This is a genomic window from Xanthobacter dioxanivorans, from assembly GCF_016807805.1.
GTDB lineage: Bacteria > Pseudomonadota > Alphaproteobacteria > Rhizobiales > Xanthobacteraceae > Xanthobacter > Xanthobacter dioxanivorans.
The window spans coordinates 1,874,549-1,893,591 of sequence record NZ_CP063362.1; the positions used below are offsets into that span (position 1 = coordinate 1,874,549).

18 protein-coding genes and 1 pseudogene are annotated in these 19,043 nt (G+C 67.3%); 18 read left to right on the forward strand and 1 reads right to left on the reverse strand.

All coding sequences use genetic code 11. The annotated features are described in order from the left end of the window. The first annotated feature begins 96 nt into the window (after positions 1-96). The 11 genes and pseudogenes from bioB to EZH22_RS08925 all read left to right on the forward strand — a co-directional run bounded on the left by bioB (position 97) and on the right by EZH22_RS08925 (position 9,778). The gene (gene bioB / locus EZH22_RS08875) at positions 97-1,110 is read left to right on the forward strand and encodes a biotin synthase BioB (RefSeq protein ID WP_203195288.1); all 1,014 of its coding nucleotides are present in this window, start codon (positions 97-99) and stop codon (positions 1,108-1,110) included. A gap of 19 nt (positions 1,111-1,129) precedes the next feature. Continuing rightward, positions 1,130-2,277: pseudogene (locus EZH22_RS08880) on the forward strand (8-amino-7-oxononanoate synthase). After that, on the forward strand, positions 2,274-2,918 hold the full coding sequence (gene bioD, locus EZH22_RS08885; protein WP_203195289.1) for a dethiobiotin synthase: 645 nt from the start codon (positions 2,274-2,276) through the stop codon (positions 2,916-2,918). The pseudogene EZH22_RS08880 and the gene bioD overlap by 4 nt, the downstream one beginning before the upstream one ends. Next, positions 2,915-4,201, forward strand: a complete 1,287-nt coding sequence (locus tag EZH22_RS08890) for an adenosylmethionine--8-amino-7-oxononanoate transaminase (protein ID WP_203195290.1) — start codon at positions 2,915-2,917, stop codon at positions 4,199-4,201. The genes bioD and EZH22_RS08890 overlap by 4 nt, the downstream gene beginning before the upstream one ends. After that, on the forward strand, positions 4,198-5,193 hold the full coding sequence (locus EZH22_RS08895) for a beta-ketoacyl-ACP synthase III (RefSeq protein WP_203195291.1): 996 nt from the start codon (positions 4,198-4,200) through the stop codon (positions 5,191-5,193). The genes EZH22_RS08890 and EZH22_RS08895 overlap by 4 nt, the downstream gene beginning before the upstream one ends. 184 nt (positions 5,194-5,377) lie before the next feature. Then, positions 5,378-5,740, forward strand: coding sequence for an ArsR/SmtB family transcription factor (locus EZH22_RS08900; protein ID WP_203196473.1), 363 nt, complete (start codon positions 5,378-5,380; stop codon positions 5,738-5,740). Beyond that, positions 5,733-6,272, forward strand: coding sequence for an arsenate reductase ArsC (locus EZH22_RS08905; protein ID WP_203195292.1), 540 nt, complete (start codon positions 5,733-5,735; stop codon positions 6,270-6,272). The genes EZH22_RS08900 and EZH22_RS08905 overlap by 8 nt, the downstream gene beginning before the upstream one ends. 11 nt (positions 6,273-6,283) lie before the next feature. Further along, positions 6,284-6,709: an arsenate reductase (glutaredoxin) gene (gene arsC / locus EZH22_RS08910; protein ID WP_203195293.1), complete on the forward strand. Its 426-nt coding sequence runs from the start codon at positions 6,284-6,286 to the stop codon at positions 6,707-6,709. 16 nt (positions 6,710-6,725) lie between these two features. Then, a complete protein-coding gene (gene arsB / locus EZH22_RS08915; RefSeq protein ID WP_203195294.1) occupies positions 6,726-7,781 on the forward strand; it encodes an ACR3 family arsenite efflux transporter in 1,056 nt (351 codons plus the stop codon). Continuing rightward, complete coding sequence (gene arsH, locus EZH22_RS08920) at positions 7,778-8,497, forward strand: arsenical resistance protein ArsH (protein ID WP_203195295.1); 720 nt, start codon at positions 7,778-7,780, stop codon at positions 8,495-8,497. The genes arsB and arsH overlap by 4 nt, the downstream gene beginning before the upstream one ends. A gap of 273 nt (positions 8,498-8,770) precedes the next feature. Further along, positions 8,771-9,778, forward strand: coding sequence for an MBL fold metallo-hydrolase (locus EZH22_RS08925; protein ID WP_203195296.1), 1,008 nt, complete (start codon positions 8,771-8,773; stop codon positions 9,776-9,778). 533 nt (positions 9,779-10,311) lie between these two features. On the opposite strand, the gene EZH22_RS08930 is transcribed toward EZH22_RS08925, so the two are convergent. After that, complete coding sequence (locus EZH22_RS08930; protein ID WP_203195297.1) at positions 10,312-10,794, reverse strand: MarR family winged helix-turn-helix transcriptional regulator; 483 nt, start codon at positions 10,792-10,794, stop codon at positions 10,312-10,314. A gap of 581 nt (positions 10,795-11,375) precedes the next feature. Here EZH22_RS08930 and EZH22_RS08935 point away from each other — a divergent pair. The 7 genes from EZH22_RS08935 (at position 11,376) to EZH22_RS08965 (ending at position 19,042) form a co-directional block, all read left to right on the forward strand. Then, complete coding sequence (locus tag EZH22_RS08935) at positions 11,376-12,467, forward strand: aromatic ring-hydroxylating dioxygenase subunit alpha (protein WP_203195298.1); 1,092 nt, start codon at positions 11,376-11,378, stop codon at positions 12,465-12,467. Between the two features lie 4 nt (positions 12,468-12,471). Then, on the forward strand, positions 12,472-13,455 hold the full coding sequence (locus EZH22_RS08940; RefSeq protein WP_203195299.1) for a PDR/VanB family oxidoreductase: 984 nt from the start codon (positions 12,472-12,474) through the stop codon (positions 13,453-13,455). Positions 13,456-13,473: 18 nt separating this feature from the next. Next, the gene (gene gtdA / locus EZH22_RS08945) at positions 13,474-14,538 is read left to right on the forward strand and encodes a gentisate 1,2-dioxygenase (protein ID WP_203195300.1); all 1,065 of its coding nucleotides are present in this window, start codon (positions 13,474-13,476) and stop codon (positions 14,536-14,538) included. Between the two features lie 7 nt (positions 14,539-14,545). Further along, complete coding sequence (locus EZH22_RS08950; RefSeq protein WP_203195301.1) at positions 14,546-15,391, forward strand: fumarylacetoacetate hydrolase family protein; 846 nt, start codon at positions 14,546-14,548, stop codon at positions 15,389-15,391. A 67-nt stretch (positions 15,392-15,458) separates the two neighbouring features. Beyond that, complete coding sequence (locus tag EZH22_RS08955; RefSeq protein WP_203195302.1) at positions 15,459-16,529, forward strand: aromatic ring-hydroxylating dioxygenase subunit alpha; 1,071 nt, start codon at positions 15,459-15,461, stop codon at positions 16,527-16,529. A gap of 18 nt (positions 16,530-16,547) precedes the next feature. Next, positions 16,548-17,504: a PDR/VanB family oxidoreductase gene (locus tag EZH22_RS08960; RefSeq protein WP_203195303.1), complete on the forward strand. Its 957-nt coding sequence runs from the start codon at positions 16,548-16,550 to the stop codon at positions 17,502-17,504. A gap of 29 nt (positions 17,505-17,533) precedes the next feature. Continuing rightward, positions 17,534-19,042, forward strand: coding sequence for an aldehyde dehydrogenase family protein (locus EZH22_RS08965; RefSeq protein WP_203195304.1), 1,509 nt, complete (start codon positions 17,534-17,536; stop codon positions 19,040-19,042). The last annotated feature ends 1 nt before the right edge of the window (position 19,043 follow it).

Below are 19,043 nucleotides of genomic sequence, written 5' to 3' on the forward strand. Positions count from 1 at the left end.
GGGACCGTCCCGGGCGGCGCCCCCCTTGTGGTCGGGACCATCCTGTGGAAGTTTTAGAGATAGGAATCACAAATTATCTATAAAATTGGAGATCCCATGCTGGCGGAGCCGCGAAGCCCCCATTCCGAGCCGGCGCCTGCCGGGGATCGGCCCCGCTGGACCCGTGCGCAGGCGGAGGCGCTCTACGACCTGCCGTTCGCCGATCTCCTGTTCCAGGCGCACACGCTCCATCGCGCCCATTTCAACCCCAACCAGGTGCAGCTCGCCCGCCTGCTGAGCGTGAAGACCGGCGGCTGCCCGGAGGATTGCGGCTACTGCTCCCAGAGCGCCCATTACGACACCGGGGTGAAGGCGAGCCGCCTCATGGGCGCCGACGAGGTGCTGGCCGCGGCGGCCGACGCCAAGGCGTCCGGGGCGACGCGCTTCTGCATGGCCGCCGCCTGGCGGGCGCCCAAGGCGCGGGACCTCGACAAGGTGTGCGACATGATCGCGGCGGTGAAGGCCATGGGGCTGGAGACCTGCGCCACGCTGGGCATGCTCGACGCCGACCAGGCCGGTCGCCTCGGCGCCGCCGGCCTCGACTACTACAACCACAACGTGGACACCTCGCCCGACTTCTACGGCGAGGTCATCACCACCCGCACCATGCAGGACCGCCTCGACACCCTTGGCCATGCCCGCCAGGCGGGGCTGAAACTGTGCTGCGGCGGCATTGTCGGCATGGGCGAGGGCATCGCCGACCGGCTCGACATGCTGGTGCTGCTGGCCAATCTCGACGCGCCGCCGGAGAGCGTGCCGCTCAATTTGTGGAACGAGGTGGAGGGTGTGCCGGTGGCTGAGAGCGCGCAGCCGGTGGACCCCATCGCCTTCGCCCGCCTGGTGGCAGTGGCGCGTATCCTTATGCCGGGCAGCATCGTGCGCCTCTCCGCCGGCCGCTCGCACATGAGCGACGAACTGCAGGCCCTGTGCTTCTTCGCCGGGGCCAATTCCATATTCGTGGGCGAGACCCTGCTCACCACCGCCAATCCCGCCGAGGACCGGGATGCTGCCCTGTTCGCCCGCCTCGGCATCACCGCCGCGCCGGGCGGAGCCGCGCATGGGGACGCTTGAACGCAGGCCGGTCCTTGCCATGCCCGAGGCAGAGCCGGCTTTGGCGGCGCACCAGGCGGCCTTGGCCGCCCTCGGCCGGCGCGGGCGGTTGCGGGCGCTGGCCCCGCGCACCGGGCTCGACTTCGCCTCCAACGACTATCTCGGCCTCGCCCAGTCGGACGCCCTCAGGCGGGCGGCCGCCGCCGCGCTGGCGCGGGGGTGCCGGTGGGGTCCGGCGGGTCGCGGCTGCTGCGCGGCAACCATCCCGAGCACGAGGCGCTGGAGGCGGAGGCGGCGGCCCTCTTCGGGGCGCCGGCGGCGCTATTCTTCGCCGGCGGCTTCGCCGCCAATGCGGCGCTGGTGGCGACCCTGCCCCGGCGCGGCGACCTCGTCGTCCACGATGCGCTCATCCATGCGAGCGTGCACGAGGGCCTCGCCGCCACCCGCGCGCAGGCCGTGGCCACGCCCCACAACGATGCGGGCGCGGTGGACACCGCCATTCGCCGCTGGCGGGCGGGGGGCGGGCGGGGGCGGCCGTGGATCGTCGCCGAGACCCTCTATTCCATGGACGGCGACTTCGCCCCGCTCGACGAGCTTTCGGCCATCGCCGCGCGGCACGACGGCATGCTGATGCTGGACGAGGCCCACGCCACCGGCGTCTTCGGCCCCGGTGGGCGCGGTCTTGCCACCGGCCTCGAAGGCTCGGGCAATCTCGTCACCCTCCACACCTGCGGCAAGGCGCTGGGCGCCATGGGGGCGCTGGTGTGCCTGCCGTCGGGGCTGAAGGACTACATGGTCAACCGCGCCCGCGGCTTCATCTACGCCACGGCGCCCTCGCCCCTGGTCGCGGCCATCGTCCGCGCCGCGCTGCGCCTTTGCGTCGATGCCGACGACCGGCGGGCCCGCCTCCACGCCCGCATCGCCCATGTGCGCGCGGCCCTCGCCGGGCTCGGCCTGCCGGCCACCGCCTCGCAGATCCAGAAGGTGGTGCTCGGCGCCGACCGGCGGGCGGCGGGGGTGGCGGACCGCCTCCAGGCGTCGGGCTTCGACGTGCGGGCCATCCGCCCGCCCACCGTGCCGGAGGGCACCGCGCGGCTGCGCATTCCCCTCACCCTCAACGTCACCGATGCCGAGCTCGATGCCTTCCTCGCCGCGCTCGGCGACGTGCTGCAACGGGAGCCGGCATGAGCCGCGGCTTCATCATCACCGGCACCGACACCGACGTGGGCAAGACGGTGTTCGCCGCCGCCCTCGCCGGGGCGCTGGACGCTTGCTATTTCAAGCCGGTTCAGGCGGGCCTCGACGGCGACACCGACGCCGGGACGACGCGCCGTCTCTCCGGCCTGCCGGCGGAGCGGATTTTGCCGGAGGCCTATCGCCTCGCCCTGCCGGCCTCGCCCCATTGGGCGGCCGAGGCGGAAGGGGTGCGCATCGATCCCTCGGCGCTGGTGCTGCCGCAGACCGAGCGGCCATTGATCGTCGAGGGGGCCGGCGGGCCGCTGGTGCCGCTGGACCGGCGCACCCTGTTCGCCGACGTGTTCGCCCGCTGGGGCCTGCCGGTGATCGTGTGCGCGCGCACCGGGCTCGGCACCATCAGCCACTCGCTCATGGCCATCGAGGCGCTGCGCGCGCGGGGCATCCGCGTGCATGGCGTCGCCTTTATCGGTGACGCGGCCGAGGAGGCGGAGGCGATCATCGCCGAGATCGGCGGCGTGCGCCGGCTCGGCCGCCTGCCGCGCCTGCCGGTGCTGACGGCGGACACCCTGCGCATCGCCTTCGCGCGCGCTTTCCGCCGCGCCGATTTCTCCCTAGAGGGCCCCCGGCCATGACCTATGCGCCCCCGACCACGTTCGCCGGGCCCTCACCGGTCTGGCACCCCTTCACCCAGCACGCGCTGGCGCCGGAGCCGCCCGTGGTGGTGCGCGGCCGGGGCGCGTGGCTTCAGACGGCGGAGGGCGGGCGCATTCTCGACGCCATCTCGTCCTGGTGGGTCATCACCCACGGCCATTGCCATCCGCGCATCGTCGCCGCGATCCGGGACCAGGCGGGCGAGCTCGACCAGGTGATCTTCGCCGGCCATACCCATCCCGCCGCCGAGGCACTGGGCCGGCGGCTGGTGGCGATGACCCCGCCCGGCCTCGACCACGTCTTCTTCTCCGACAGCGGCTCCACCTCCGTGGAGGTGGCGCTGAAGATGGCGGCGGGGTTCTGGCGCAACGGCGGGACGGCGCGCAGCCGCATCCTGGCGCTGGAGCACGGCTATCACGGCGACACCATCGGCACCATGTCGGCCGGCGAACGGGGCGTCTACAACGCCGCCTATGCGCCCTTCCTGTTCGACGTGACCCGCCTGCCCTTCCCCGAGGCGGGGCGCGAGGACACGACGCTGGCCGCGCTGGAGGCCGCCTGCCGCGCGGCGCCGGCGGCCCTCGTGCTGGAGCCCCTCGTGCTCGGCGCCGGCGGCATGCGCATGTATGCGCCGTGGGTGCTGAAGGAGATGGCGGCCATCTGCGCCCGCCACGGCGTGCTCCTCATCGCCGACGAGGTGATGACCGGCTTCGGCCGCACCGGCACCCTCTTCGCCTGCGCGCAGGCCGGCGTGGTGCCGGATATCCTGTGCCTGTCCAAGGGCCTCACCGGCGGGGCGCTGCCGCTGGCCGCGACCTTGTGCCGGCGGGACATCTTCGATGCGCATTACTCCACCGACCGCGCCCGCACCTTCTTCCATTCCTCCTCGTTCACCGCCAATCCCGTCGCCTGCGCGGCGGCGCTGGCCAACCTGGACATCTGGGCGGAGGAGGACGTGGCCGGGCGCGTGGCCGCCCTCGGCGCGCTGCAGGAGGAGCGCATCGCCCCGTTCCGCGACGATGCGCGCTTTTCCGGCGCGCGGCGGCTCGGCACGATCGCGGCCCTCGACCTCGTGGTGGCGGATGCGGGATACCTCGCCGGCATCGGGCCGCGCCTGTCCGCCTTCTTCCGCGAGCGGGGCCTGCTGGTGCGGCCGCTGGGCAACACGATCTATGTGATGCCGCCCTATTGCACGAGCGCCGGGGATCTCGACCTCGTCTACGCCGCCATCGCCGCCGCCGCCGATCTGGGGACCGCGGCGTGAGCCGGGCCGGAACGCGCATTGCCGGCCACGGCCACCACGCCCCGGACCGCGTGGTGGCCAATGCCGAGATCGAGGGCCGTCTCGGGCTTGCCGCCGGCTGGATCGAGAGCCGCACCGGCATCCGCGCGCGGCGCTATGCGGCGGCCGGGGAGGCGGTGAGCGATATCGCGCTGCCCGCCGCCGAGATGGCGCTGGAGATGGCGCATGCGGCCTGCGGCCTGCCGCGCGCCATGATCGGCCTCACGCTGCTGGCCACCTCGACGCCCGACCATCTCCTGCCGCCCACCGCGCCGCTCCTCGCTTATCGCCTGGGCCTGCCGGCGAGCGGGGCGGCGGATCTCACCGGTGCCTGCGCCGGCTTCCTCTATGCCTACGTGCTGGCGGAGGGCTTCGTGCGGGCGAGCGGGCAGGCGGCGCTGGTGGTGGCCGCCAACATCCTCTCGCGCCGCATCGATCCTCAGGACGCCTCCACCTCCGCCTTGTTCGCCGATGCGGCGGGGGCGGTGGTGATCGCGCCGGCGGACCGCGCCGGCACCGGCCTTCTCGCCTCCCGCCTCGCCTCGGACGGGTCGGGCTACGATCTCATCCAGATCCCGGACAGCGGGAGCCGGCGGACCGGCGGGGAGGAGAGGGCGGGCGTGCCGCGCATGGTGATGCGCGACGGCCGCGCGGTGTTCCAGCGCGCCGTCGCCATGATGGGCGATGCCTGCCGCCACGTGCTGGACCAGGCCGGCCTCACGCCGGACGAGGTGACCCATTTCGTGCCGCACCAGGCGAACGGGCGCATCGTCTCGGCCGTGGCCGATCGCCTCGGCATCGCTCCGGCGCGGACCTTGTCGACCCTGGCCGAGTTCGGCAATTCCTCGGCCGCCACCCTTCCCTTCACCCTCTCCGCATGCGCCGGGGCGCGGGGCTACGGCGAAGGCGACGTGCTGCTGATGGCCGCCGCCGGGGCGGGCCTCACTGGCGGCGCGGCGCTGGTCCGGCTCTGATACCAGGAGCCCGTGCGCTTGACTCACGGGCTCCTGGTATAGCCCGCGCGGCGTCTGAGCGTGATCCCCTCGGCGTCGGTCAACGACCGACGCCGAGGGGATGAGGCGAAGGTTTCCGCTTGCGGCGCGCGCGCACCGCCGCTATCTTCATTTCAACATCTATTGAGATATTGAAATGGTGCCCATGCTTGAGGAACAGGCCCTGGCCGCCTTTGCCGCGCTTTCGCAGGAGACGCGCCTGCGCATGGTGCGGCTGCTGGTGAAAGCGGGGCCGCAGGGCCTGCCGGCCGGCGCCATCGGCGAGGCCATGGACGGGGCCTCGGCCTCGCGCATGTCCTTTCACCTCAGCCAGCTGGAGCAGGCGGGGCTGGTGGCCTCCCGGCGCGAGGGGCGCTCCATCATCTACAGCGCCGTCTACCCCACCCTGTCCGATCTCGTCGCCTTCCTGATGCGGGACTGCTGCAACGGACACCCCGAGGTGTGCGCCCCGGCCGTCGCCGCCTTGTCCTGCGCCTGCGAACCCAAGACCGAGGACACCCATGCCTGACGCAACCACCGGGCACGTCTACAACGTGCTGTTCCTCTGCACCGGCAATTCGGCCCGCTCCATCCTCGCCGAGAGCATCCTGGCCAGGGACGGCGCAGGCCGGTTCCGCGCCTTCTCGGCGGGCAGCCAGCCGAAGGGCGAGGTCAATCCCTTCGCCCTCAAGGTGCTGAAGGCCGGCGATTATCCGAGCGAGGGCTTGCGCTCGAAGAGCTGGCTGGAGTTTGCCGAGCCCGGCGCCCCGGTGATGGATTTCGTCTTCACCGTCTGCGACAACGCCGCCGGCGAAGCCTGCCCCCTCTGGCCGGGCCAGCCCATGACCGCCCACTGGGGCATCGAGGATCCCGCCGCGGTTGAGGGCACGGACATCCAGAAGGAGGCCGCCTTCGTCGCCGCCTTCCGCTACCTGAGGAACCGCATCTCGGTCTTCACCGCCTTGCCCATCGCCAAGCTCGACCGGCTGTCCCTCGGCACGCAGCTGCGCGAGATCGGCCGCCTCGACGGCGCCACCACCCCCCGGCCCGACGTGGCGTGAGGGCGGCGGGCATGGACGTGATCATCTACCACAATCCCGAGTGCGGCACCTCGCGCAACACCCTCGCCATGATCCGCAATGCGGGCGTCGAGCCGCACGTGATCGAGTACCTGAAGACGCCGCCGGCGCGGGCGCTGCTGAAGGACCTCATTGCCCGCGCCGGGCTTTCGGTGCGCGACGCGCTGCGCGAGAAGGGCACGCCCTATGCCGCGCTCGGCCTCGGCGATCCCGCCCTTTCGGACGATGCGCTGCTCGACGCCATGATGGCGCATCCCATCCTCATCAACCGGCCCTTCGTGGTTTCGCCGCAAGGCGTGCGCCTGTGCCGCCCGTCCGAGCTGGTGCTCGACCTCCTGCCGCCACAGCAAGGCGCCTTCGCCAAGGAAGACGGCGCGCTTGTGGTGGACGCCGCGGGCCACCGCATCACCGCCGGCTGAAACTCGGGAACCTCCCATGTCCATCTTCGAGCGTTACCTCACCGTGTGGGTCGGCCTGTGCATCGTCGCCGGCGTCGGCCTCGGACATCTCGTGCCGGGGGTCTTCCAGGCCATCGGCGCGGTGGAGGTGGCACGGGTCAACCTGCCGGTGGCGGCGCTGATCTGGCTGATGATCGTGCCCATGCTGCTGCGCATCGATTTCGCCGCCCTCGGCCAGGTCGGCCGGCACTGGCGCGGCATCGGCGTGACGCTGCTGGTGAACTGGGCGGTGAAGCCCTTCACCATGGCGCTGCTCGGCTGGTTCTTCATCGGCTCCCTGTTCCGCCCCTTCCTGCCGGCGGACCAGATCGACAGCTACATCGCCGGGCTGATCCTGCTGGCCGCCGCGCCCTGCACCGCCATGGTGTTCGTGTGGTCGAACCTGACCCGGGGCGAGCCGCACTTCACCTTGTCCCAGGTGGCGCTCAACGACGCCATCATGGTGGTGGCCTTCGCCCCCATCGTCGGCCTGCTGCTGGGCCTGTCCGCCATCACCGTGCCGTGGAGCACCCTGGTGCTGTCGGTGGCCCTCTACATCATCGTGCCGGTGGTCGCGGCCCAGCTGCTGCGCCGGAGCGTGCTCGCCACCGGCGGGCCGGCGGCGCTGGAGCGGCTGCTGGCGCGGCTCGGGCCCTTCTCCCTCGCCGCGCTGCTCGCCACCCTGGTGCTGCTGTTCGGCTTCCAGGGGGAGGAGATCCTGCGGCAGCCGCTGGTCATCGCGATGCTGGCGGTGCCGATCCTGATCCAGGTCTATTTCAATGCCGGGCTGGCCTATGTGCTGAACCGGATGGCCGGCGAGCAGCACTGCATCGCCGGGCCTTCCGCGCTCATCGGCGCCTCCAATTTCTTCGAGCTGGCGGTGGCAGCCGCCATCAGCCTGTTCGGCTTCAGCTCCGGCGCGGCGCTGGCCACCGTGGTGGGCGTGCTCATCGAGGTGCCGGTGATGCTGTCGGTGGTGTGGATCGTGAACCGCTCCAAGGGCTGGTACGAGCGCGGCGGCCCGGCGTCCAAGCCGCAGGAGGCGGTGCGATGAGCGCGGAGGCCCTGCCCAACCTCGATGCCGCCGCGCTGCGCATCCCCGAGCTCGAACGCCTGAGGCCGGCCGAGCCCTCCCGGCACCCGCCGCGCATCCTGCTGCTCTACGGCTCGCTGCGCGAGCGCTCCTACAGCCGCTTCCTGACCCTGGAGGCGGAGCGTCTGCTGCGGCACTTCGGGGCGCAGACGCGGGTGTTCGATCCGCGCGACCTGCCCTTGCCGGACGGGGCGCCCATCGACCATCCCAAGGTGCAGGAGCTGCGCGCGCTGGCCCAGTGGTCGGAGGGGCAGGTGTGGTGCAGCCCCGAACGGCACGGTGCCATGAGCGCGGTGCTGAAGGCGCAGATCGACTGGATCCCCCTGGCGCTGGGCGCCATCCGGCCCACCCAGGGGCGTACGCTCGCGCTCATGCAGGTGTGCGGCGGCTCGCAATCCTTCAACGCGGTGAACCAGATGCGCATCCTCGGGCGCTGGATGCGCATGCTGACCATCCCCAACCAGTCCTCGGTGGCGAAGGCCTATGACGAGTTCGACGCGGACGGCCGCATGAAGCCCTCCGCCTATTACGACCGGCTGGTGGACGTGATGGAGGAGCTGGTGAAGTTCACCTGGCTCACCCGCGACGTCGCGCCTTATCTCACCGACCGCTACAGCGAGCGCAAGGAAGCGGCGGCGGCGCTGGAGGCGCGCCTCGCCCTCGGCGCCATCCGGTGAGCCCAGGCGCGCCTCCGGCGGGAGCGTGGCCGGCGGCGGCCGGTGCCGCCCGGCGCTGGTGACGCGGGCTCTGGCGCCCGGCCGGTGCCGCGTTGCTGAACCGGGGCGGCGCGCAGGCGGTATTCCCGTTCACGGCATCCGCGGGCTGCTCGATGCCGCCCGCCCGCTCCCGGACGGCGGCGGCGATCAAGTGGACAAGGCTTGAACCCGCCGCATCCGCGCGCGATATGCTGCCCAGGCCCGGGAGGGCGGCGTTCGGCGCGAGGGACGGGCATGACGGTGGCGATGCAGGACGGCGCGGCGGCCGGGGTGAGCGAGGTGGCCCCGGACCTGCTGCGGGTGAGGGTGCCGCTTCCCTTTCCGCCCAGCGAGGTCAATGCCTGGCTCCTGTCCGGCCCGGACGGCTGGACCCTCGTCGATTCCGGCGTGGACGACGCGCCGACGCGGGCGCTGTTCACGCAGGTCCTGGCCGATCCCCTGCTGCGCGGGGCGCCGGTGGCGCGGCTGCTGGTGACCCATTTCCACCCCGACCATGTGGGGCTCGCCGGCTGGCTCCATGCGCGCATCGGCGTCGACATCCACATGAGCCGGGTGGAGTGGATGCAGGCGCGCATGCTCCTCGACGAGCCACAGGACGAGGCGATGCGCGAGCTGGTGGCGCACAACCGCCTGTGCGGGGCGCCGCAGTCGTTCCTGGACTATCTGCCGGGGCGGGGCATGCTGTTTCCCAAATGGGTCGGACCGCTGCCGCGCCGCTACCTGCGCGTGGCGGAGGGCGATGAGATCGTGCTCGCCGGCAGCCCCTGGCGGGTGATCATCGGGGAGGGCCACGCCCCCGAGATGATCTGTCTCTACAGCGCCGAGCGAAAGATGCTGATCGCGGCGGACCAAATTCTTGCGCGCATCTCGCCGCATATCGGCGCCTACTCCGCCGATGCGCGGGCCGACCCCCTCGACGCCTTCCTCACGTCGCTCCGGAAATTCGAGTCGCTGCCCGAGGATACGCTGGTGCTGCCGTCCCACGGCGAGCCGTTTTTCGGCCTGCACGCGCGCATCGCCGCGCTCCGGGCGCACCATGCGGAGCGCCTCGAGCGGCTGATGGCGTTCTGCACCGCGCCGCGCACGGTGATGGAGACGACGGACGTGCTCTTCCGCGCGCTGCCGCCGGAGCAGATCGGCTTCGGCCTCAGCGAGGCGCTGGCGCATCTGAACCATCTCGTCCGGCGGGGGGCGCTGGAGCGGGCGCTGGATGGCGATCGCTGGGTGTTCGCCCGGTCTTGATGAGGCGCCCCGCCGGCTCCTGCGCCAAGGGCTGCATCATCCCGGTGCCCGGCCCACTGAAGGTGTCCCATACACGCGCCGATCTGGCGCCTCTCAGGAGGAAGACCCGACCAAGAACTCGAACGGGTCTGGATCGACTTGGACAATCGCCGAGTCGTTTGGCCCGATTGCAAGACGGGGCGGCCTGTCGAAACCCATGAGCGCGGACGCGCTCCGGCTGTTCGCGACTGTGCCGGCGTGAGGAGACGCCGGTCGTCTGCCCGTCGTTCGATCCGAACCCCGCGATGTCAAAGCACACCCATAATCTTGGATGGCGCCGCATCCTGCGACGCACCGGGCCCCGCCCTCGTTTCTGGCGTGATGCCGGCGCTCAACCGTGACGCCGCATTCCCGAACCTCGGCGCGAGGCCAGCCAGCGAGGCGATGCGCCGTCGGCAGGTGGTGATTTGCGATAAGGCCGCGTCATGAGGCGCGGAACAAAATGACGCTAGGATTAAATTTCCGATGCCTCGGCATAAAGAAAATGCTGATGTCTACAGGCGAGCAATCTTCTTCAGAAGAATCATGAATTGATCGCGTTCTTTCTGCGTTAAATTGATCAACTGGCGGTGTTCCAGTTCGGTTGCCCGTCGCGTCAGGTCATCTATAATAGCCAGTCCGCCCTGCGACAATTCCAGTCCGTAATAAGCTTTCCCATCTTTTTTCCGGCGCACGCGAGCAAGCAGCTGGCGATTCATGAGGTCTTTGATCGCATTCGCCATGTTCGATTCTTGTACGCCCAGCACGGACGCCAACATTCCCTGCCGCACTCCCGGATTTCTGGCCGTAACGGAAAGAATTGCATACCCAATCGGGTTGAGCTGGTACTCGGAAAAAAATTCGGAAAAGGTGCGGACGGACTGATCCTGTATGCGTCGGATTAAATATCCAAACGTGTCAGTGACGGATGATCCATCGCATACGTCGGGGGACGGAGGCGTAATATTATTGAACTCTTCTGTCTTGTGGCGAAGCATACGATTGACTTCCTCTATTTCTCACATACCGGCGTCGTGCTCGACGAGCGGAGGCCGAGCCATCATCGCGCGACGCCGCCTTATTCCCGAGGTGTCTTTTACCACCGCTCCATCTTTTAAATTGTGGCGCACGCCCGAATGCCATGGATCGTCATCCCCGCTCCACCGACCTTGCGACCTCCTGCTCATCGGGCTCGGGTTTGAGTCTAATGGATTCTTATTTCCGTGTCGTTGGCCCGGCATGCATATCGGAATTCCGCTAAATGCGACCCCGCCTCTTCATGGGTTGAGGTGCCGGCCAGCCAAACGCTGAAGAGGTGTTCGAGGCTGCGGATCGCGCACGACATGGAACGAACCGCTTCAGCCGGTGGCGCAAGGCGGGGCATCCGGGTCGCCGCCGCCAAATATATTCGGCGCTTCACGCAGGGTCGGCCCCCACCCGGTGGGATTGGAGGCGCGCGACCGGAGGCCTGCGATCGGCCGCCGGCTGTGGTCGATCGCAGGCCGCGCCAGCCCCTGACGCGACATGCGTTGACACCATAACTTATGACCTATAAGTTATGACCTCGGAGAAAGCGCCCATGCAAGAAATAACGCCAAACCCCGATGGCCCTGCCTTTCCACTCAACAGCTGGTATGCAGCAGGGTGGAGCGATGAGATCGGGGCTGCGCTCACTGCGCGCCGCATCTGCGACAAGCCGGTTCTGCTTTATCGATGCGCCGACGGAACGCCGACGGCGCTTGAGGATGTGTGCTGGCACCGCCTGGTGCCCCTGTCCGCGGGCAAGCGGGTTGGCGATCAGGTTGCCTGTCCCTATCACGGGCTGGTTTTCAACCGGCAAGGCCGGTGCACGCACATGCCGTCCCAGCAGACGGTCAATCCCGCTGCCTGTGTAAAATCCTATCCGGTGGTCGAGCGGCATCGCTTTGTCTGGATCTGGATGGGTGATCCGCGCCTGGCCGATCCGGCCCTTGTTCCCGATCTTCATCAGAACAGCAATCCGGCGTGGGCGGGCGATGGCGGCCTGATGCACATGGACTGCGATTATCGGCTGTTGATCGACAACCTGATGGATCTCACGCACGAAACCTTCGTGCACAGCTCGAGCATCGGCAACCGTGCCGTGGCGGAGGCGCCCTTTACTGTTCGTCACGACGGCGACATGGTCATGGTCACCCGTTGGATGATCGACACCGAGGCCCCGCCGCTGTTCCGCGCCATATTGGGCAGCCTGGGGCGGGCGGGGAATGTCGATCGCTGGCAGCGCGTCACTTTCCACGCGCCGAGCACTGTCACCATCGACGTCGGCGCCGCGCTGACAGGAACGGGCGCGCCGGAAGGCGACCGGAGCCAGGGGTTCAGTGGCTTCGTGATTCATGTGGTTACGCCGGTGACGGCGACGCGGTGCGAGTACCGCTGGATATTCCTGCGCAATTTCAGCCTCGACGACGAGAAGCTCACCGAGGAGTGGCGCGACGGGGCGCGCTCCATATTCGGCGAGGACAAGCTCATCCTGGAAATGCAGCAAAAATCCGTGAGCGAATTCGGATTGAGGAAGTTCTACTACCTCAATATCGATGGTGGGGCGCTTTGGGCCCGACGGATCGTCGAGCGCATGGTCGCCCGCGAGCAGGATGGCGAGGCCGTGGACGCCTCCGTTGCGGCGGAGTGAGGCGATGCATGGTTTGTCCTACAGCGTTCCCGGCCAAGGCACCCAGTGGCTGGAAGCCTCGGTGCGCGCCGTCGACCCCGCCTGCGACGATGTCGTTGCCATCGAGCTGGAATACCCGGTGCCGTTGCAGGCCCACGAGGCGGGCTCGCACATCAAGGTTCAGGTGATTGCGGACGGGCGCCAGGCAACGCGCTCGTACTCAGTGGTGGAGCATCGTGGGCGTCAACGCCTGCTGATCGCCGTGCGGCGTCTCGACAATGGGCAGGGCGGCTCGAAGTTCATGCACGCGCTGCGGGTCGGCGACCGGCTGCGGGCGTCGCTGCCCGGCAATCACTTCGTCCTGCTTCCGGGCGCCCCGTCCTATATGCTGATCGCCGGGGGCATCGGCGTCACGCCCATCGTCGGCATGGCGCGGGCACTGCGCGCGTTGCGCGCCCGCTTCAAATTCTTCTACCTGGGCCGCAAGCCGGAAGCGATGCCGTTCCTCCCCAGGCTGCTCGCCGAGTTCGGGGAAGATCTGGTGGTGCACATCGATGCGCAGGCGGGTCCTTTCGATCTGCAGCCGCACCTCGCGACGCAGCCTGGAGCGGCGGAGGCGTATGTCTGCGGTCCGGTGCCGATGCTGGAGGCGCTGCAGGCGTCATGGGCGGCGGCGGGGCGGCCGCGCGAGCTTCTGCGCTTCGAGACATTCGGCGCGGCCTCCGACCGCCCGTCGGAGGCGTTTCGTGTGTCCGTCAATCGCCGCAATATCGAATTCCTCGTTCCGCCGGAGCGCAATCTCCTTGAGATGCTGGAGGAAAGGGGGTGCGAGCCCCTCTATTTCTGCCAGCGCGGCGAGTGCGGCCTGTGTGCCGTCGATGTCGTCTCGCTTGAAGGCGACCTCGATCACCGGGACGTCTTCCTCAGCGCGGACCAGCGGGCGCAAGGCCGGCAGCTTTGCGCCTGTGTCTCGCGAGCCACCGGCTCAATCACGATCGACATGCCTTGAACGGGGCGACGAGAGACAATGGCTTCACACGCATCACTCGAAACGCGACGCACCACTTACTATGATGCGCTCGAAGCTGAAAACCTCGGGCCTCTCTGGCTGAAGCTGTCGGGTCTGGTGCCGGCGGAGCCCAGCCCGAAGGCGCGGCCGTTCAAGTGGTCTTTCGACGAGATCCGCCCGAGGCTGCTGGAGGCCGGGGACCTGATCACGGCCGAGGAAGCCGAACGCCGGGTGCTCGTGCTCAACAATCCCGGCCTGCCGGGGGCGTCGCGGATCACGGATACCCTGTACGCCGGGCTGCAGCTGATCATGCCGGGCGAAATCGCGCCCGCACATCGCCATACCCAATCGGCATTGCGCTTTGTCATCGAGGGAACCAACGCCTTCACCTCCGTTGCGGGTGAGCGCACGAGCATGCATCCGGGTGATTTCATCATCACCCCGGCCTGGGAATGGCATGACCACGGTAGCGAAGCCGACGGCCCGGTGATCTGGATGGACGGGCTGGATGTGCCTCTCGTTTCCTATCTGGGGGTTGGCTTCCGGGAGGAGCACAACAGCAAGGCGCAGATCGTTTCCCGCCCGGACGGCTTTGCAGCGGCCAAATACGGCTCCGGCCTCCTGCCGCTCGAGAGCCGGTCGCGCCCCACCTCTCCGATTTTCAACTACCCTTACGCCCGGACACGGGAGGCCCTGCACATCCTCGCCCAGGGCGAAGATCCAGATCCCCATCACGGGCATGTTCTGCGCTTCGTCAATCCCACCAATGGGGATTGGGCAATCCCCACCATCGCCGCAAGCATGCGCCTTTTGCCCAGGGGCATTGCGACCGCGCCATACCGGTCGACCGACGGTGCCGTGCTGGTGCTGGTGGAGGGCAGGTTGCGCGCGCGTGTGGGAGATGCCAGCTTCATCCTGAGCGCGAAAGACGTTCTCGCCCTGCCGCTCTGGACGCCGTACCATTTTGAAGCGATCGAGGAGTCCGTTTTCTTCGTATTTTCCGATCGGCCCGTCCACGAAAAGCTGGGTCTGTGGCGCGAGTACAAGGACGCGCTGCCGGGCTTCGGCACCGAATCATGGTGAGGCGGCCATGAAACTCGTTCGCTTCAACGGCAATCGCCTCGGCCTGTGGCATCTCGATGGCATCGAGGATATCACGAGCCGGTTCGACCTGGCCCTGTCCTGGCCTGCTTTGCCCGGCGACGCGGTCGTTCGCCAGTTTTATGAACGGCGAGATCATCTGGACACGACGCCGCGCGGCGAGCTGATCCCCCACGGCTCCGTGCGCCTCGACAGCCCGGTGGCCAACCCGTCCAAGATCATCGGCGCGCCGGTCAACTACAAGGCGCACATCGACGAAGCCAATTCGGACACCGAGATCAATACCGGAAAAGTATACACGACCCTCGACGCCTACGGCCTTTTTCTGAAGGCCAACAGCAGCCTTGCAGGTCCTTCCGACGGATTCCCGCGGACCTTTCCGGACAGGCGGACCGATCATGAAGTGGAAATGGCCGTCGTGATCGGCGCCGAGTGCAAAAACGTCGATCGGGAGGAGGCGTTGCACTACGTCGCCGGATATTCGATCGGCCTCGACATGTCGCTGCGTGGACCGGAAGTGCCGAGCTACAGGAAGTCGCCGGACGGATACGCCATTCTCGGACCATGGCTGGTTTCGCCCGATGAAGTCCCAGATCCCGACGCCCTGCGTCTGCAGTTGAGCGTGAATGGCGATGTCCGGCAGGCGTCTTCTACCGCATACATGTTGTTCGATACACGCCGCATCATCGAATATGCCAGCCGTCTCTACACCCTTTACCCTGGAGACATCATCATGACGGGAACGCCGGACGGTGTCGGCCCCGTTCATGCGGGAGACCAGATCCACGCCAGTGTTGAATCTCTGGGAGAGCTGCTTATCACCGTAACGGCGTGACGATTGCAAATATGACGGAGACAAGGCCGCGAGGTCTAAGTCGCCGCGTATATGTGGAGAGGAAACGATGGAATTCCTGTGGAATACGTGGCACTTCGCTGCGTGGGCTCAAGATGTGGCGGCCGGTCAGCTTGTTCCACGCATCCTGTTGAATGTTCCGGTCGTGCTGTTCCGCGACGCCGCCGGGCAGGTGGCCGCAATGGAGGACCGCTGTCCCCATCGCTTTGCCCCGCTCTCGCGCGGCCGGCTGGCTGGCGATCGCGTGATCTGCGGTTATCACGGGCTTGAGTTCGACGCCCGTGGCGCTTGCGTTCGCAACCCTCACCTCAGCGGCAAGGTTCCGGCCGCCGCCAAGGTGCGCACTTTTCCGGTGGTCGAAAGGCACAGCGGCCTGTGGATCTGGCTCGGCGAAGAAATCCCCGATTCAACGCTCATTCCCGACTACTCGATCCTTTCGGAGGCGGCGCCAGAAGCCGTCACTCGGCGTGACCACTTCGTCATGAATGTGCCGTTCGAGCTGATCGTCGACAACATCCTGGACTGCAGCCACGGCAACTTCCTGCACCGCGATATCCTCGGCAATGAGGAAATGAATTGTACCGACACGACCGTCGAGCAGGTCGGGAACGCGTTCTGGGTGCGGCGGTTCATGGCGAATGTGCCGTGTCCGGGCATCTGGGACCTGATGTTCCGTGGTGACGGCGGCACCGTCGACACCTGGCAGGATTGTCGGTGGGAGGCGCCGTCCGCCTTGTTGCTGGATGTGGGCGTCACCGAGGCGGGCGCCCCTCGGCGGGACGGCACCGGCTACCTGGGCCTCCACATCATGACGCCGCAAACCAAGACATCAACGCACTACCACACGGTTGCGGTTCGCTGGAATATTAGCCCGTCCTCCGAGACCGAGGAAACGCGGGCGAAGATTTCCGATCTGCGCAAGTTCGCCTTCGTCGAGCAAGACGAGCCCATGATCAGCGCCCAGCATGAAATCATGCTTATGACGGGCGCAGAAACACTCGGCGAGGTCTTGCTGGAGACGGATGTCGGTGTCGTGCGTTGGCGCAAGATCATGAGCGACCTGCTATCCGCCGAGCAGGCCGGACGAGCCCGTAACACACGCCTCCACCGGACGGCATAAATCCAGGGAGGAGCGGGGATGGAAACCATGTCCGTCAAGGTGCGTTCCATTCGAGAGGACGCCATCGGCATTCGGGTTTTCGAGCTCGCGGCGGCCGACAGCCATGCGCTGCCGGCCGCGGCGCCGGGCGACCATATCGACGTGCACATCACCGAGGATCTTGTCAGGCAGTACTCGATCTGCAATCCCGGCTGCGACACCCACTATGTGATCGGCATCAAGCGGGTGGAGCCTTCCCGCGGCGGCTCCGAGGCGATGCATCAGGTCGTCCGGGAGGGCGATGTCCTCCGGATCGGTCGGCCGAGAAGCAACTTCCGGCTGAACGACGACGGCCGGCCCAAGCTGCTGATCGCCGGGGGCATCGGAATCACACCCATCCTCTCCATGGCCACCGCCCTGGCGGCGCGGAACGCGCCCTTCCGCCTGCATTATTTCGCCCAGTCTCCGGAGCACGCAGCCTTCCGGCGCCAGCTCGCGCGCAGCGAACTGGCGCCGCATGCCCGGCTTCGCCTGCGCCTGGCCGGCGGCGCGCTCGAGCGCGCTGTTTCTCTGCTCACGGAGAGCCGCCAGGCGGACGAGGAGATCTATCTTTGTGGTCCGGCGCCGTTCATGGCGCTCGTTCAGCAATCCGCGCTGGACCACGGCTGGCCAGCGGCGGCCATCCGAACGGAATATTTCGCGGCGGCGCCCGCCGCGCCCGCCGCCTCCGCGCCGTTCACTCTTCGGCTTCAGCGCAGCGGTCTGAGCACCGAGGTCGCATCGCATGAGACCATCCTCGCCGCGCTGCGGCGCCTGGGGCTCCCGGTGCGGACGTCATGCGAGCAAGGCATCTGTGGCACCTGCGAGGCCCGCGTGCTCTCCGGCACGCCGGAGCATCGCGACAGCTACCTGAGTGAAGAAGAGAGCAGATCCGGTCGGAAAATTTGCGTCTGTGTCTCGCGCTCCAAGGGACGGGAGCTGGTTCTCGACCTCTAACGTCCAATCAAAAAATTGGGGAATGCTCAATGACCGTCGTCGATATCAAAGCAAACCTGAAAAACATATTTAAGCCGGAGTACGGCCACTTCATTGCGGGCAGATGGATCGGGAGTGATTCGGGAAAAACAATCCCTCAGATCAATCCCGCGACGGGAGAGATCCTGAGCTGCGTGCAGGCGGGAAATCGGCAGGACGTGCTGCGCGCCGTAGCGGCGGCCGAGGCCGCATATGCCTCCTGGTCGCAGACGACGCCCGACGAGCGGCAGGCGTTGCTCATCGAGATCGCCCGGCGCATGCGCGCCAGGAACGCCGAATATGCCCGGATGGAATGCCTGAATAACGGCAAGACGATCACTGAGGCGACCTATTGGGATATTCCAATAGCGGCGGCGCAGTTCGATCTCTTCGCGGGGGCGGCGCATACGCTGATCGGCGAGACGCGCAACTATCCCGACGCCCTTCAGATCGTCCACAGGGAACCTCTCGGCGTTTGTGCGCAGATCATCCCCTGGAATGTGCCGCTGCTGATGATGGCAGCCAAGATCGCGCCGGCGCTCGCGGCTGGAAATACGGTGGTGCTGAAGCCCGCCGAGTCATCTTGCCTGTCTGTCCTGGAATTCTTTGACGAGATGGCCGACATCATTCCGCCGGGTGTCGTAAACGTCGTGACCGGCTATGGAGCGGACGTCGGCGAAGCCCTGGTTACGCACCCGAGCGTGCGAAAGGTCGCCTTCACCGGTTCGGTGCCGACGGCCCGAAAGATCATGCAATATGCTTCCGCCAACATCATTCCGCAGACAATGGAGCTCGGCGGCAAGTCGGCGCAGGTGGTTTGTCCCACCGCCGACATCGATGCGGCCGTCGAGGGGGCCGCGCTTTCTACAATTTTCAACAAGGGGGAGGTCTGTCTCGCAGGGTCCCGCATCTACGTCCACAGTTCGGTAAAAGACGAGTTCACCGAGAAACTTGTTCGCGTGCTCAACAGTGTTCGTGTGGGTGATCCTCTCAATCCAGCCACTCAGCTGGGGGCACTTGCGTCCCAGGCGCAGTACGAGAAGGTCACCGGATATTTCGATATCGGGCGAGCCGAGGGGGCCCGGGTGCTGACGGGGGCCGAACCCCTCCGCGTGACCGGACTGGAGAAGGGGCTATTTGTTCGGCCGACCGTATTTGATGACGTAAGTGATGAAATGCGCATCGCGCGAGAAGAAATATTTGGCCCGGTTACGGCTATATTTACTTGGAATCGCGAGGAGGAAGTGCTTAGATCGGTCAACAACAGCCCCTATGGGCTGGCGGGTGGCATCTGGTCGAATGACCTCAATCAGGTTCACCGGATGTCGCGTCAGATGGAGACCGGAACCATCTGGGTGAATAGATATTTCAATGCCAAGACCGGCAACGCGCTAGGCGGCTACAAGCAAAGCGGCTTCGGGCGGGAGTTCGCCCACGAAATCCTTGGCGACTACACGCATACGAAATCCGTCGTAATCAATCTGCAGGACGGACCGCTTGGTGTATTCGCAAAACACTAGA

Bases quoted from the DNA above. Each gene is read 5' to 3' on its own strand.
- EZH22_RS08925 (WP_203195296.1), top strand. From the start codon at position 8,771: ATGACGGTGGCGATGCAGGACGGCGCGGCGGCCGGGGTGAGCGAGGTG.
- EZH22_RS08965 (WP_203195304.1), top strand. From the start codon at position 17,534: ATGACCGTCGTCGATATCAAAGCAAACCTGAAAAACATATTTAAGCCG.
- EZH22_RS08960 (WP_203195303.1), top strand. From the start codon at position 16,548: ATGGAAACCATGTCCGTCAAGGTGCGTTCCATTCGAGAGGACGCCATC.
- EZH22_RS08900 (WP_203196473.1), top strand. From the start codon at position 5,378: ATGCTTGAGGAACAGGCCCTGGCCGCCTTTGCCGCGCTTTCGCAGGAG.
- EZH22_RS08905 (WP_203195292.1), top strand. From the start codon at position 5,733: ATGCCTGACGCAACCACCGGGCACGTCTACAACGTGCTGTTCCTCTGC.
- bioD (WP_203195289.1), top strand. From the start codon at position 2,274: ATGAGCCGCGGCTTCATCATCACCGGCACCGACACCGACGTGGGCAAG.
- arsC (WP_203195293.1), top strand. From the start codon at position 6,284: ATGGACGTGATCATCTACCACAATCCCGAGTGCGGCACCTCGCGCAAC.
- EZH22_RS08935 (WP_203195298.1), top strand. From the start codon at position 11,376: ATGCAAGAAATAACGCCAAACCCCGATGGCCCTGCCTTTCCACTCAAC.
- bioB (WP_203195288.1), top strand. From the start codon at position 97: ATGCTGGCGGAGCCGCGAAGCCCCCATTCCGAGCCGGCGCCTGCCGGG.
- gtdA (WP_203195300.1), top strand. From the start codon at position 13,474: ATGGCTTCACACGCATCACTCGAAACGCGACGCACCACTTACTATGAT.
- arsB (WP_203195294.1), top strand. From the start codon at position 6,726: ATGTCCATCTTCGAGCGTTACCTCACCGTGTGGGTCGGCCTGTGCATC.
- arsH (WP_203195295.1), top strand. From the start codon at position 7,778: ATGAGCGCGGAGGCCCTGCCCAACCTCGATGCCGCCGCGCTGCGCATC.
- EZH22_RS08890 (WP_203195290.1), top strand. From the start codon at position 2,915: ATGACCTATGCGCCCCCGACCACGTTCGCCGGGCCCTCACCGGTCTGG.
- EZH22_RS08930 (WP_203195297.1), bottom strand. From the start codon at position 10,794: ATGCTTCGCCACAAGACAGAAGAGTTCAATAATATTACGCCTCCGTCC.
- EZH22_RS08940 (WP_203195299.1), top strand. From the start codon at position 12,472: ATGCATGGTTTGTCCTACAGCGTTCCCGGCCAAGGCACCCAGTGGCTG.
- EZH22_RS08950 (WP_203195301.1), top strand. From the start codon at position 14,546: ATGAAACTCGTTCGCTTCAACGGCAATCGCCTCGGCCTGTGGCATCTC.
- EZH22_RS08955 (WP_203195302.1), top strand. From the start codon at position 15,459: ATGGAATTCCTGTGGAATACGTGGCACTTCGCTGCGTGGGCTCAAGAT.